Genomic DNA, 12,297 nt, shown 5'->3' on the forward strand with positions numbered 1-12,297 from the left:
GCGGACGGCTCGTAGATCATTGTTACGGTGCAGCGGTGTCTGACTCCTCACGCCACACGGCCGAGGGCGCCGGCTGGGGCACCGGCGAACGCGGCGCCTACCGGCAGTTGATGCCGCAGCAGGTCGAGAAGATCTCCTGGCTGGACCCGAGAATGTGGTGGGCCGCCCGCAACGGGGTGCTGGCCTCCTGGTTCGGTGACCCGACCGGCCGCACCCGCGGCCGGTGGGTGACGCAGCGCGCGGCCGCCGGCGCACCGGCCGACAAGGTGATCCGGCGCGACGATCCGGAGCGCTTCTCGTTCCTGGTCATCGGCGACACCGGCGAGGGCGATGACCCCCAGTACGCCGTCGTGCCCGGCTTTCTGAAGGTCGGCCTGGACACCCGCTTCGCCGTGCTGGCCAGCGACGTGATCTACCCGGTGGGCAGCGCGGACGACTACCACACCAAGTTCTTCCGCCCTTACCGCGATTACCAGGCGCCGATCTACGCGATCCCCGGCAATCACGACTGGTACGAGGACCTCGGCGGATTCATGCGCGTCTTCTGCGACGACGCCCCGCCGCTGCCTCCCGAGCCCCGGCCGCGCCCTCTGACCCGGGCCTGGCTGCGGTCCCTGCTTTGGCACCGGCCGCGAAGGGACCACGGGCAACACCTCGCCGAGGCCCGGAGGTTGCGCTCGGCACCCGCCCAGCAGGCCGTCCAGCCGGGCCCGTACTGGGCGATCGACGCCGGACCCGTGCGGATCATAGGCATCGACACGGGCCTGCTCGGCACCCTCGACGCCGAACAGGGCGCCTGGCTGCGCGAGGTCTCCCATGGACCCCGCCCGAAGATCCTGGTCACCGGGTCGCCCCTGTACGTCGACGGTCGGCACGAGCCGTGCGCCATCGAAGGGGGCGGCACCGTCGACGACATCGTCCGCGACCCGGCGCACCACTACGTGGCGGCGATTGGCGGCGACATCCACAACTACCAGCGCTACCCGGTGCGGCTGGACGACGGGCGCACCCTCCAGTACGTCGTCGCGGGCGGCGGCGGGGCGTTCATGCACGCAACCCACACCATCCCCCGCGTCAACGTCGCGAACGTGACCGAGCGGGACTTCCGCTGCTATCCGCTGCGCGGCGACTCCCTCGCCTTCTACAGCCGGCTCTACGGCCGCCGGCTGCGCATGCCCCGCTTCTTCACGCTCACCGAGGCGGAGGCGACGGCCGTGATCGCGGAGCGCCTGGGCATCCCGCCGACCCGTGTCCCGGGCGCGGACACCCGCGTCACCCGGCGCGTCCGGCTGGTCGCCGGGCTGCTCGGCACCGGCCGCCGGCCCGACCGGGCCAAGCGGTTCCGGCTGCCCGTGCGGAAGATCTACACGTCGTTGTTCTCGCCGAGCTCGGCGACGTACAGCCCGCCGTTCTTCAAGTGCTTCCTGCGCCTGGACGTCTCCCCGGAGTCGGTCCGGCTGCGCTGCTACGCGGCCACCGGCAACCGCGCCCAGGAACTCGCCCCGCCGGTCGAGGACGAGGTGACGATCCCGCTGCGCTGATCCGGTGCGGCGGGAAACCGGTGCGGCGGGGACCGCCGGGCGGGAACAGCACGGGCCGCTGCCGGGTTGGCACAGCCGTAGACCATTGAACGTTCAAATGATGGAGGTCCCGTGCCCCCGACCCCACGACCGCTGCGCAAGCTGGGCTTCCTGACCATCGGGCTGTTCGACGAGGCGGATCCGCGGCGCGGCCACGAGTCCACGCTGGAGATCATCGAGCTGGGCGAGCGGCTCGGCTTCGACAGCGCGTGGGTGCGCCACCGCCACCTCCAGTACGGCATCTCCTCCCCCGTCGCCGTCCTGTCCGCGGCCTCGCAGCGCACCCGCCGCATCGAACTCGGCACGGCGGTCATCCCCCTCGGCTGGGAGAACCCGCTGCGCCTCGCCGAGGACCTGGCCACCGTCGACCTGCTGTCCGGGGGCCGGCTCAACCCGGGCGTCAGCGTGGGCCCGCCGATGCACTTCGACCAGGTCAAGGGCGCGCTCTACCCCGACACCTCCGACGCCGAGGACTTCGGCTACGGGCGGGTGGAGCGGCTGCTGGACTTCGTGCGGGGCAAGCCGGCGACGGACTTCAGCGGGACGGAAGGGTTCGAGACCTTCTCCGACCGGGTGCAGCCCCACTCCCCCGGCCTGGGCCGCCGCCTGTGGTACGGCGGCGGCAGCCTGCGGTCGGCCCGGTGGGCGGGCGAGCACGGGATGAACCTCCTCACCAGCAGCGTCGTGAAGGCCGAAGATCCCGACGGGCCGCATGACTTCGCGCGGATCCAGCTCTCCCACATCCGGGCGTTCCGCGCCGCCCACCCCGACGGCGAGGCCGCCCGCGTCTCGCAGGGCCTCGTCGTCATCCCCACGGACTCCGCCACGCCGGGCCAGCGCGCCCGCTACGAGAAGTACGCCGCCGAGCGCACTCCCCGTACGGCCGCACCGCAGGGCCCGGCGCGGCTGCTGTTCGCGCCGGACCTGGTGGGGACGTCGGAGGAGATCGCCGAACGGCTGCACGCGCACGCGGCGTTCCGGGAGGTGGACGAGGTCGCGTTCGCGCTGCCGTTCACCTTCGAGCACGAGGACTACGTCCAGATCCTCACGGACATGGCGACGAAGCTGGGCCCGGCACTGGGCCGGCGACCGGGCGCCCCCCAGGTGTAGTGCCCCGGGGGCGTTGTTCACGCGGGTGATGGGAGTGGGGCGGCTGCTCGCGGTCACTGGTTCCGCCGTGCGTCGAAGTGGGCCGTGGCCAGGACGGAGCCGTCCGCGGCCAGCAGCCGGGCACCGGACACCGTGTCCGGGTCGACACGCGTGGGGGCTCCCCAGTACCCCTGGCCGGCGTCGTCGAGGGAGAACTCCCCGATGTGGACCGACGTGCCGTCCGTACGCTCGAGTCGGCAGCTGATCCTTCCGGCCTCCGGATATACGTCGCTCGACCCCGCGGCCATGGATTCGTCTTCGGTCGGGACGTCGGATCCGGACCCGTCCCGGCCGAGGTGGACCGCCATGTAGACCCAGCCCGGATTTCCGGTGTAGGTGAAGATCCGGCCCACCGGGCGGTGATCGGGGGCCAGCAGAGACGCTGCGATCAGGCCGTGCTCCGAGTCGGAGGACTCCGAGCTCCGTGCGGCGGGAGCCGACGCACCCTCGACGGCCGTACCGACGGCCCAGCCACCGAAGCCGAACCCGAGGGCGATCGCGGCGGCGGCCGCGACCGCGACGCCGGCCCGTGGCCGCCGCCGTCGTGGCGGCCGCTTCAGGCCCAGCCGGTCCGTCACCCGTGTCTCGAAGCCGGCGGGCGGCTCGCTGCCCGGGAGGAGAGAGAGCAGTCCGTCGCCGACGAACGTCAGCTGCTCGACGTGCTCCCGGCAGGTAGGGCAGCGGTCAAGGTGGGCGATGGCCTCGGCGCGCTCCTGACCGGGGAGGACACCCAGCGCCAGCTCGTCGGCGACGGCCCTCAGCCACTCGCAGTCCCTGTCAGTCATGATCGGCTCGCTGGGGTCCCAGAGCCTTCCGCAGTTTCCCCATCGCCGTCCTGATCCGCGTCTTCGCCGTGCCCAGGGGGATCCCTTCGAGCTCGGCGATCTGCCGTGCGGTCATCCCGTAGACCCCGGCCATGACCACGGCACGCGCCTGCTGGCGCGGTAGGTCCGCCACCGCGGCCCGTATCCGGGATGCCGCCTCGTCGGCCAGTGCCCACTGTTCGGGCGTCCGGGTCATGACGCCGAGCAGAGCGTCGAGGTCCTCGGGGGAGACCGGGGTCGCCTTGCGCGCGCGGACGGCGTCGATCGCAAGGTTGTGCGTGATGGTCCCCAGCCAGGTCTTCACCGATCCGCGCCGGGAGTCGTAGACCTGCGCATGACGCCAAGCCCTTTCGAAGGTCTGCTGGGCGATGTCCTCGGCGAGCTGGGCGTCGTCGACGACAGCGATGGCGATACCGAAGACCATCCGCTGGAACCGGCGGACGAACGCGAGGGCGGTCTCCGGGGCGCCGGTCGCCATTCCCGCCAGCAGCGCCTCGTCCGAGAGCCGTCCGAGTGGTGGGGCCCATCGCCGCATACCAGTGGATACGGCGAACCTCGCCGAACGGATTCCCCCGGTTCCACTCGGGATCACGGCCCCCATTCTCCCGCTTGCTCCCGCTTGCCGGAAATCCCCTGGCGCGGTCCGTCCGTACCTCTGGTCAGGAACGTTTTCCCATGGAGGGCCGAGACATGGCGACGATGCTCATGACGTTCGTGCGCGGGAACGTCGGGGCCGGGTTGGCCGCCGGAGCGCTGGCGGGCATCCTCGTGGCGTGCGGAGGCGGATACGGCGACGGGGGTGACTCGTCATCGTCAGCCCCGGACCAGAGTGGCAAGCCGGGAACCACCCGGGTGGACGTGAAGCTGGTCGACTTCAAGATGGAGCTGTCCGAGAAGACGTTGAAGGCAGGTGCCTACACCTTCGTCGTCAAGAACGACGGCCGTCACGACCACGCCATGGAGATCGAGGGCTCCGGAACGGAACAGAAGACGCGGACGCTGGCACCCGGGGAGTCGGCGCATCTCAGCGTCTCGCTGAAGGACGGCACGTACGAGGTCTACTGTCCTGTCGACGGCCACAAGGACATGGGCATGAAGACCGAGGTCACCGTGGGCGGCAGCGGCACCGAGACGACCAACGGCGATGGCTACTGAGCGCGCCGTCGCGCTCACCGCCCTCCGGCCGGCCGGAGGGAACGGCCGTGGCCACCTATGGCACCGCACTCGGCGGCCGGCCGCCCGTCACCCGCGTCGACGACGCAGCGGGTCAATGCACCTGGCGCGCCACGCGGTGGCGGAGGTAGACGACTCCCGAGCCGAAGGTGCGGGTCTCGACGAGTTCGAGATCCACCCGGCGCTCGCTCCGGGGAAAGAACGGAATGCCACCGCCGACCAGCACCGGGTAGACCACGGTCCGGTACTCGTCGATCAGACCCGACGCGGCCGCCTCGGCGGCGAGAGTCGCGCCGCCGATCGCGATGTCGCCCTCCGCCGGCTCGGCTCGCAACCGCTCGATCTCCTCGGCCACGCCGCCGGAGGCCAGGCGGGCATGGCCCTGAACCTCCGACAGCGTGGTGGAGAACACCACCTTCGGCAGTGGATTCCAGAGCGCGACCCATTCGAGTTCTGCGTCGTCGAGCGACGGATTCTGGTCGGCGGTCTCCCAGTACAGCATCGTTTCGTACAGCCGTCGTCCCAGCAGGTGGACGCCGACGTCTCGGATCTCGTCGATCCAGAAGCGGAAGACGTCCGGGTCGGGCGCCGTCCAGGCGAAGTCGCCGTCCGGCCCGACGATGTAGCCGTCCAGTGAGACGTTCATCGAATAGGTCACGCTGCGCATCGGCGTCCTCCTCGGTAAGGGGTTCGACAGTACGACCGCGGGACACCGCAAAACTCATCGCGACTCAGGGATCGCCCCAGGGGTCACCAGCGGCCGGGTGCGGTCCCGGTGATCGCCTCCGACGCCCTGCCGTCCACCCCGACGGGCACGTCCCCGGCGAGCATCACCCGGTGCATGATCCGCGGGTGGTCGAGGTGTGCGGTGTCGCCGGGAGCCAGGTGCATCGTGGCGCGGTTGTCCCAGAACGCCACGCTGCCCGGCTCCCAGCGGAAGCGGACCGTGTACTCGGGCCGGACCGCCTGTTCCAGCAGCATCTGAAGGATCGCGGCGCTCTCGGACCGGGAGAGGCCGGCGATCTGCTCGACGTAGTAGCCGTTGACGTAGAGGATCCGTTCGCCCGTCTCCGGGTGGACGCGCACCAGGGTGTGCAGCGAGGCGACCTGGCGGTCCAGCAGGTGGCGGACGTAGGCGTCGTCGCCGGGCCGGGGCTGGTAGCCGACGCCGAGCCGGTGCTCGGCCCGCAGCCCGTCGACGAACTGCCGCAGCGGCGCGGAGAGTCCGGCGTACGCCGCCGCGAGGTTCGACCAGGTCGTGTCGCCGCCGTAGGGCGGCACGGTCTCGGCCCGCAGGATCGTCGCGGCGGGCGGGTCGACGCGGGCGCCGTGGTCGCAGTGCCAGCCGCGCAGCAGCGAGTGGCGGCGGCGCCGCAGCCACTCGTCGTGCTCCATGCCGAACCGTCCGCCCAGCTCCAGCCGGTCGGCGGTCGTCTCGATCTCGGGGAAGTCCGGGGGCGAGGCCTTGCCGCGCCGCGGCAGCACCACCGTCTCACCGAACCGCCGCGCGAACGCCACGTGCCCGGCGTGGTCCAGCCGCTGCCCCCGGAAGAACACCACCTTCCACCGCAGCACCGCCGCCCTGATCGCGGCGACCACGGTGTCGTCCAGGTCCGCGGCCAGGTCGACCCCGCTGATCTCGGCACCGATGTGCCCGGCGACCGGCTTCACCTCCACCCCGGCGTCCCGCACCGCCTCGTCCGTCATCGAACTGTCCGTCGTCATGCGCACTCCGCTGGTCATGGGCGTGGTCGTGCCTACCGGAAGATCGTGGCAGCGATCCCGGCCCGGGGCGACACCGCAGGACCTAACCCGTTAAAGGTCAATCTGCCGAGCGTCTTGACACACTTCCGCGGCGCTCACATCATCTGGGGCATCATTCCTCGACTAACACGAGTTAGGCCTCACGATGACCGACTCGCACCTCACCCGCCGCGCCTTGTTGCGGTACGGCGCCTACGGCGCGGGGGCCGCCGCCCTGACCGGCACCGCCGCGAGCTGGGACCGGCTCACCGGAGCCGACATCCCCGGCCGTGACGACGGCTCCCTCGTCGTCGCCACTCTGGGCCCCGCCTACGGGCCGGAGGCCATCCGCACGCTCCGCGAGGGCTTCCGCGAGCTGCACCCCGACATCAAGCTCCAGATCAACGCCGTGCAGGCCGTGGACTGGTCGGACTTCTTCGCGAAGATCCTCACGCAGGTGGCCGCCGGCACCGCCCCCGACCTGGTGTACGTGGCCACCGAGGGCGTGCAGCTGTTCGCGCAGCGGCTCGGCGTGGCCCTGGACAGGTGGGTGAAGCGGGACGCGGCCGAGCTGAAGGAGTACTTCGCCGACGTCCACCCCTCGCTGGTGGAGTCGATGATGTACGAGGGCAGCCTCTTCCAGCTGCCCGTGGAGTTCAACGCCGCCGACATGTACCTCAACCGCCAGGTGCTGCGCAGGGCCGGGGCACAGTACCCGCCGGCCGACTGGACCCGCGACGACTTCACGGCGCTGCTGCGCGACATGAAGCAGGCCAGCGGCTCCCGCTTCACGCCCTACTTCTGGACCAACCGGCTGTGGGGCGGCGTGGTGCCCTGGCTGTTCGCGAACGGCACCAATCTGCTCGCGGAGTCCAAGGCGCCCGGCGGCGAGTGGCTGTGGGACTCCTTCTACCCGGCCGAGCAGCGCAGAGGCCGCGGGGGCGGCTTCCGGTGGACGACGCCGCAGGCCACGCACGACCGGGTGGAGGAGGTCTACGACTATCTCGCCTCCCTCGTCCGGGACGGCCTGTGCACCCGCCCGGAGGGCGGCAACGGCCAGAACCTCATCGGCGTGTTCTCCACCGGCCGGGTCGGTGTCACCCCGGCGGGCGGCTTCTGGGCGGGTGGCCTGCACCTGGCGGGGATGGACCGGGACGGGTTCGACGTGCAGTACTTCCCGCGCTGGCGCGCCCAGCGCATGCAGTACGGCGCGGCGGGCTACGCGCTGCTGCGCACCTCGCAGAAGCAGGAGGAGGCCTGGGAGTTCATCAAGTACGCGGCCCGCAGGGACACCCTGACGCGGCTGTTCACGACGAACCAGACGACCCCGGCCCGCCGCTCGATGCTGACCGCCGGCCGCTACGAGAAGACCGGCCCGGCGCACTGGCCGGTCTTCTACGACACCCTCGACCGGTTCCCCGACACCGGACCGATCCCGGCGCCGCCGCAGGTCGCCGAGGTCGAGCAGCTGCTGCTCAAACACACCGGTACGGCCCTGGCCTCCCCGCGCTCGGTGCGTCCCGCGCTGCGCCGGTTGCAGGGCGACCTGGAGAAGGCCATGGAGCGTGACGCATGACGAACACCCAGATACCGCCCGCGCGAGCCGAACGGCCCGAGGCCCGGCCCGCCGAGGACGCACCGCGTCCCTCGGCCCGGGACCGCGGCACCCGGCTGCTGGCCACGCTGTTCCTGGCCCCGACGATCGTCGGCATCGTGGTCTTCACGGTCGTCCCGATCGTCGGCTCGGTGGTGCTGAGCCTCTTCCACTGGAACGTGATCGACTCGCCGCGCTTCGCCGGTGCCGCCAACTACGGGGCGGTGTTCGGCGACGAGACCGTGCTGGTGTCCTTCCGCAACACCCTCGTCTTCATGGTCCTCGCGGTGGCGCTGCAACTGCTGGTCGCCCTGGCGCTCGCCCTGACCGTGAACGGGCGGATGCCCGTGTGGCTGCGGTCGGTGTTCCGCTCGGCGTTCTTCTTCCCGCTGGTGCTGTCCGCCGCCTCGATCTCGGTGGTGATGAAGTACCTGTTCAACCAGGACTTCGGGGTGGTCAACTGGCTGCTCGGCTTCGTCGGGATCGCGCCGGTGCCGTGGCTGACGTCGGAGAACGCGGCGATGGCGACCGTGGTCCTGGTCTACGTCTGGCAGCAGTTCGGCTTCTCGTTCCTGCTGTTCGTCGGCGGTCTGAACAACATCCCGAAGGAGATCCACGAGGCCGCCGCACTGGACGGTGCGACCGGCCTGCGCAAGCACCTCACCGTCACGTTGCCGCTGCTGTCGCCGACGCTGCTGGTCGCCTCGGTGGTCGGCATCATCAACGCGCTCCAGGTCTTCGAGCAGCCGTACGTCCTGACCAGCGGCGGTCCCGGCGACTCGACCCGCACGGTCGTGATGGTGATCTACGAGACCGCCTTCGAGCAGCTCCGCTTCGGTGAGGCGTCCGCGGTGGGTGTGCTGCTGTTCGTGCTGATCATGGCGGTCACAGCCCTCCAGTTCCGGCTCAGCCGGCGTTTCGTCCACTACCAGTGAGCCGGGTGAGTCTTCCCATGAGCCAAGCAACCCTGTCCTACAGCCGCGTGCGGCACGGGCTGGCGCCCTGGGCCCGGATCGCCGGGCTGACCGTGTGCGCCCTGCTGACCCTCGGCCCGGTCGTGTGGACCGTGTCGACCTCGCTGCGCACGCCCGCCGAGGCGTTCAACCTGCCGCCGCAGCTCATCCCGGCGCACCCCTCCACCGAGGCGTACCGCGGGGTGTTCGACCAGATCGACGTCTGGCTGCTGGCGTTGAACTCCACGCTGGTCACAGGGCTGATCGCGGTCGGCCAGATGATCACGGCCGGGCTGGCCGGATACGCCTTCGCCCGCCTGGAGTTCCGCTTCAAGAAGCCGCTGTTCGGTCTGGTCCTGGCGACGATGATGGTGCCGTTGCAGGTCACGATCGTGCCGGTGTTCCTGGTCCTGAAGTCGATGAGCCTGACCGACACCCTGCTCGGACTGATCATCCCGGCCTTCCCGACGGCGTTCGGCACGTTCCTGATGCGGCAGTACTTCCTGGGCATGCCCAAGGACCTGGGCGAGGCGGCGATGCTGGACGGTGCCGGGCCCTGGCGGACGTTCCGGTCGGTGTACGCCCCGCTGGCCGCGCCGGGCCTCGCGATCGTCGGCGTCCTGGCCTTCAACTACCACTGGAACGAGTTCTTCCGGCCGCTGATCCTCGAAACGTCGGGGCAGAACTACACGTTGCCGCTGGGGCTGGTGTCCCTCCAGGGCAACCTCGGCACCGGTTCCATCTCCGTGGTGCTCGCCGGTGTCGTGCTCTCCATGATCCCCGCCGTCGCCGTGTTCGTCGTCGGCCAGCGCCCTCTGCGTGAGGGCATCACGTCCGCAGGAGTCAACCGTTGAGCCTCGCCGCTCCACCGCAGGACCCGCACGCCCCGCGCTTCAGGGTCCGCCCGCCCGCCAACTGGATGAACGACCCCAACGGTCCCTTCCACTGGCGCGGCCGCTACCACCTCTTCTACCAGCACAACCCCGACGCCCCGGTCCACGCGAACGTCCACTGGGGCCATGTCTCCAGCCCCGACCTCGCCCGCTGGGAGCACCACCCGATCGCCCTCACGCCGACTCCGGGCGGCCCGGACGAGGCGGGCTGCTGGTCGGGGTGCGTGGTCGACGACGGGGGCGTGCCGACGGCCGTCTACACCGGGGTCGACCGTGACCACAGCGGACTCGGCACCATCTGCCTGGCCCGGGCGGCGGATCCGGACGACCCCGCGCTGACCGGCTGGACTCCCCTGCCCACGCCGGTGGTCACGGGCCCGCCCGAGGGCCTGGACGTGGTGATGTTCCGCGACCCGTTCGTCTTCCGGCACGACGGACGGCGCTGGGCACTGGTCGGCGCCGGCCACGCCGACGGCACGCCGTCGGTCCTGCTGTACGACTGCGACGACCTGACCGACTGGCGCTTCGCCGGTGTGCTCCTGGACGGCCGGGACCCGGCCGCCGCGGCGGCGTTCGGCGACCGGGCGACAGGCTGGGAGTGCCCGCAGCTGTACGCGACACGGGGCGGCGAGTGGGTGCTGGTCGTGTCCCTCTGGGACGGCCACCCGTGGACCACCGGCTATCTCACGGGACGTCTGGACACCGGGCGCGCTCCGACGGACCTGCGCTTCTCGGCCCGGGCGGGCGGCCTGCTCGACCACGGCCGCGACTTCTACGCGCCCGCCGTGCTCCAGGAGCCGGACCGGGCCCTGCTGTGGGGCTGGTCGTGGGAGGCCCGCGAGCCGGGCGAGGCCGACTGGGCCGGCGTCCTGACCGCACCCCGGGTCGTCGACGTCCATCCGGACGGGGCGCTGCGGGTGACCCCGGCACCGGAGTTGCACCGCCTGCACGCGGCCGAGCCGTTCGTCGTCGCCCCGGGCCGGTCCGCGCTGCCGGCGGCCTACGACCTGACGGTCAGCGCCCGCGGTCACGCCACGGTGAGTCTCCTGCGGTCGTCCTCGGGCGCCGAGCTGACGGTCGGGCTGGACCCGGCTCGGGGCACCGTGACACTCGACCGGGGCGACTGGCCGCGCGGGGAGGCCGAGGCGGCGCCGGTCGTCGTGCGCGTGCCGCCGCGGGAGGAGCTCACGGTGCGGGTCCTCGCCGACGGCTCGCTGTACGAGCTGTTCGTCGGTGACCGGGCCGTGGTCACCGAGCGCGTCTACCACCGGCCCGATGACGTACGGGAGTTGAGGGTGCCGTCCGGAACGGCCGTCACCGGATGGGAGCTGGTCCCACCGACGCGCGGCTGATCACCGGGCAGGCCAGGCGCCGCACGGTGGCGGGCGGGGTCCGGCCGGTGGCGATGGCGTCGAGGAGGAGCCGGGCGGCGGCCTCGCCCATCGCCCGGTGGGGCAGCGCGACCGTGGTGAGGGGCGGCGCGAGATACGCGGCCATGTGCTCCTGGTCGTCGTAGCCCACCACCGACAGTTCGCCGGGTACGGAGATGCCGAGCCGGGTCGCGGCGTGCAGGACGCCCGCCGCGACCCGGTCGTTGTAGGCGAAGATCCCGGTGGGCCGGCGGTCGGCCGGGGTGCCGTCGAAGAGGCGGACGGCTCCCTCGTAGCCGCCGGAGATCTCGCCTCCGGTCCGTACGACCCAGTCCCTGGGGACGGTGATGCCCTCGGCGCGCAGCGCGTCGCGGAAGCCCCGCAGCCGCTCCACGGAAGCGATGTCGTCCTGCCCGCCGACGAGTGCGACCCGCCGGTGCCCCTGCTCCAGCAGCAGCCGGGCCGCGGTACGGCCGCCGGCGCGCTCGGCGGGGACGACGGCGGGCAGCGAGTCGTCCTCGGGCAGGCAGTTGGCCAGCACGGAGTGGGTGCGGTGCAGTCCCTCGGGGACCCGGACGCGGCGCAGGGACATGGCGGCGTAGATGATGCCGTCGACGCGCCGGTCGAGGAGCTCGGCGACCGCCGCGTCCTCCTTGGCCGGGTCGCCGCCGGAGTCGACGGTGAGGATCAGGTGCTCGCCGGCCCAGGCGGTTTCCATGGCGCCGCGCAGCAGCCGCCCCGCGAACGGGGAGGAGGCGATCTCGTCGGTGACCAGGCCGATCACGGCCGTACGGCTGCGGCGCAGGCCGCGGGCGACGGGATCGGGCCGGTAGCCGAGCTGGACCGCGGCCTGCCGGATGCGCTCCTGGGTGGCGGGCGAGAGATTGCCCTCGGCGCGGCCGTTGAACACGAAGGACACCGCGGTGTGCGACACGCCGGCGAGCCGGGCGACGTCCCGCGAGGTGGGACGCCCCGGTCGTGCCGCCGGCTTCTCCTCGGCGCTGCCCATGCCGTCCGC

The 12,297-nt window shown here is 71.8% G+C and carries 12 protein-coding genes; 7 read left to right on the forward strand and 5 right to left on the reverse strand.

The window, feature by feature from the left end; all coding sequences use genetic code 11:
* Window positions 1-35 precede the first annotated feature (35 nt).
* On the forward strand, window positions 36-1,541 hold the full coding sequence (locus SCNRRL3882_RS01675; RefSeq protein ID WP_010033469.1) for a metallophosphoesterase family protein: 1,506 nt from the start codon (window positions 36-38) through the stop codon (window positions 1,539-1,541).
* A gap of 111 nt (window positions 1,542-1,652) precedes the next feature.
* The gene (locus SCNRRL3882_RS01680; RefSeq protein ID WP_010033466.1) at window positions 1,653-2,690 is read left to right on the forward strand and encodes an LLM class flavin-dependent oxidoreductase; all 1,038 of its coding nucleotides are present in this window, start codon (window positions 1,653-1,655) and stop codon (window positions 2,688-2,690) included.
* Between the two features lie 53 nt (window positions 2,691-2,743).
* Here the strand turns inward: SCNRRL3882_RS01680 and SCNRRL3882_RS01685 are convergent, their stop codons facing one another.
* Window positions 2,744-3,514 (reverse strand): hypothetical protein, encoded by a 771-nt coding sequence (locus tag SCNRRL3882_RS01685; protein WP_010033460.1) that lies wholly within the window; start codon window positions 3,512-3,514, stop codon window positions 2,744-2,746.
* Window positions 3,507-4,088 carry an RNA polymerase sigma factor gene (locus SCNRRL3882_RS01690; RefSeq protein WP_029180729.1) on the reverse strand — a complete coding sequence of 194 codons (582 nt, stop codon included), beginning with the start codon at window positions 4,086-4,088 and terminating at the stop codon, window positions 3,507-3,509. The genes SCNRRL3882_RS01685 and SCNRRL3882_RS01690 overlap by 8 nt, the downstream gene beginning before the upstream one ends.
* 155 nt (window positions 4,089-4,243) lie before the next feature.
* Between SCNRRL3882_RS01690 and SCNRRL3882_RS01695 the strand changes: the two genes are divergently transcribed.
* Window positions 4,244-4,708 (forward strand): cupredoxin domain-containing protein, encoded by a 465-nt coding sequence (locus tag SCNRRL3882_RS01695; protein ID WP_010033456.1) that lies wholly within the window; start codon window positions 4,244-4,246, stop codon window positions 4,706-4,708.
* Window positions 4,709-4,820: 112 nt separating this feature from the next.
* Here SCNRRL3882_RS01695 and SCNRRL3882_RS01700 read toward each other — a convergent pair whose 3' ends face one another.
* Window positions 4,821-5,393, reverse strand: coding sequence for a dihydrofolate reductase family protein (locus SCNRRL3882_RS01700; RefSeq protein ID WP_010033452.1), 573 nt, complete (start codon window positions 5,391-5,393; stop codon window positions 4,821-4,823).
* Between the two features lie 83 nt (window positions 5,394-5,476).
* Entirely contained in the window at window positions 5,477-6,451 is a 975-nt protein-coding gene (locus tag SCNRRL3882_RS01705; RefSeq protein WP_029180728.1) for a TauD/TfdA dioxygenase family protein, read from the reverse strand.
* A gap of 184 nt (window positions 6,452-6,635) precedes the next feature.
* On the opposite strand from SCNRRL3882_RS01705, the gene SCNRRL3882_RS01710 reads away from it, so the two are divergent.
* The 4 genes from SCNRRL3882_RS01710 to SCNRRL3882_RS01725 are packed head-to-tail and all read left to right on the forward strand — an operon-like array spanning window position 6,636 to window position 11,261.
* Window positions 6,636-8,045, forward strand: a complete 1,410-nt coding sequence (locus SCNRRL3882_RS01710; protein WP_010033447.1) for an extracellular solute-binding protein — start codon at window positions 6,636-6,638, stop codon at window positions 8,043-8,045.
* Window positions 8,042-8,998 carry a carbohydrate ABC transporter permease gene (locus SCNRRL3882_RS01715; RefSeq protein ID WP_010033445.1) on the forward strand — a complete coding sequence of 319 codons (957 nt, stop codon included), beginning with the start codon at window positions 8,042-8,044 and terminating at the stop codon, window positions 8,996-8,998. Before SCNRRL3882_RS01710 ends, SCNRRL3882_RS01715 begins: the two co-directional genes overlap by 4 nt.
* 17 nt (window positions 8,999-9,015) lie before the next feature.
* A complete protein-coding gene (locus SCNRRL3882_RS01720; RefSeq protein WP_029180727.1) occupies window positions 9,016-9,870 on the forward strand; it encodes a carbohydrate ABC transporter permease in 855 nt (284 codons plus the stop codon).
* Window positions 9,867-11,261, forward strand: a complete 1,395-nt coding sequence (locus SCNRRL3882_RS01725) for a glycoside hydrolase family 32 protein (RefSeq protein ID WP_010033441.1) — start codon at window positions 9,867-9,869, stop codon at window positions 11,259-11,261. Before SCNRRL3882_RS01720 ends, SCNRRL3882_RS01725 begins: the two co-directional genes overlap by 4 nt.
* On the opposite strand, the gene SCNRRL3882_RS01730 is transcribed toward SCNRRL3882_RS01725, so the two are convergent.
* Window positions 11,224-12,288, reverse strand: coding sequence for a LacI family DNA-binding transcriptional regulator (locus tag SCNRRL3882_RS01730; RefSeq protein ID WP_010033439.1), 1,065 nt, complete (start codon window positions 12,286-12,288; stop codon window positions 11,224-11,226). The genes SCNRRL3882_RS01725 and SCNRRL3882_RS01730 overlap by 38 nt on opposite strands.
* Window positions 12,289-12,297: the final 9 nt, after the last annotated feature.

Origin of the sequence: Streptomyces chartreusis NRRL 3882, from assembly GCF_900236475.1 — a bacterium.
GTDB lineage: Bacteria > Actinomycetota > Actinomycetes > Streptomycetales > Streptomycetaceae > Streptomyces > Streptomyces chartreusis_D.

Excerpts from the sequence above, each read along its gene's own strand:
- SCNRRL3882_RS01715 (WP_010033445.1), top strand. The coding sequence starts at position 8,042 with ATGACGAACACCCAGATACCGCCCGCGCGAGCCGAACGGCCCGAGGCC.
- SCNRRL3882_RS01720 (WP_029180727.1), top strand. The coding sequence starts at position 9,016 with ATGAGCCAAGCAACCCTGTCCTACAGCCGCGTGCGGCACGGGCTGGCG.
- SCNRRL3882_RS01685 (WP_010033460.1), bottom strand. The coding sequence starts at position 3,514 with ATGACTGACAGGGACTGCGAGTGGCTGAGGGCCGTCGCCGACGAGCTG.
- SCNRRL3882_RS01705 (WP_029180728.1), bottom strand. The coding sequence starts at position 6,451 with ATGACGACGGACAGTTCGATGACGGACGAGGCGGTGCGGGACGCCGGG.
- SCNRRL3882_RS01710 (WP_010033447.1), top strand. The coding sequence starts at position 6,636 with ATGACCGACTCGCACCTCACCCGCCGCGCCTTGTTGCGGTACGGCGCC.
- SCNRRL3882_RS01695 (WP_010033456.1), top strand. The coding sequence starts at position 4,244 with ATGGCGACGATGCTCATGACGTTCGTGCGCGGGAACGTCGGGGCCGGG.
- SCNRRL3882_RS01690 (WP_029180729.1), bottom strand. The coding sequence starts at position 4,088 with ATGCGGCGATGGGCCCCACCACTCGGACGGCTCTCGGACGAGGCGCTG.
- SCNRRL3882_RS01700 (WP_010033452.1), bottom strand. The coding sequence starts at position 5,393 with ATGCGCAGCGTGACCTATTCGATGAACGTCTCACTGGACGGCTACATC.
- SCNRRL3882_RS01730 (WP_010033439.1), bottom strand. The coding sequence starts at position 12,288 with ATGGGCAGCGCCGAGGAGAAGCCGGCGGCACGACCGGGGCGTCCCACC.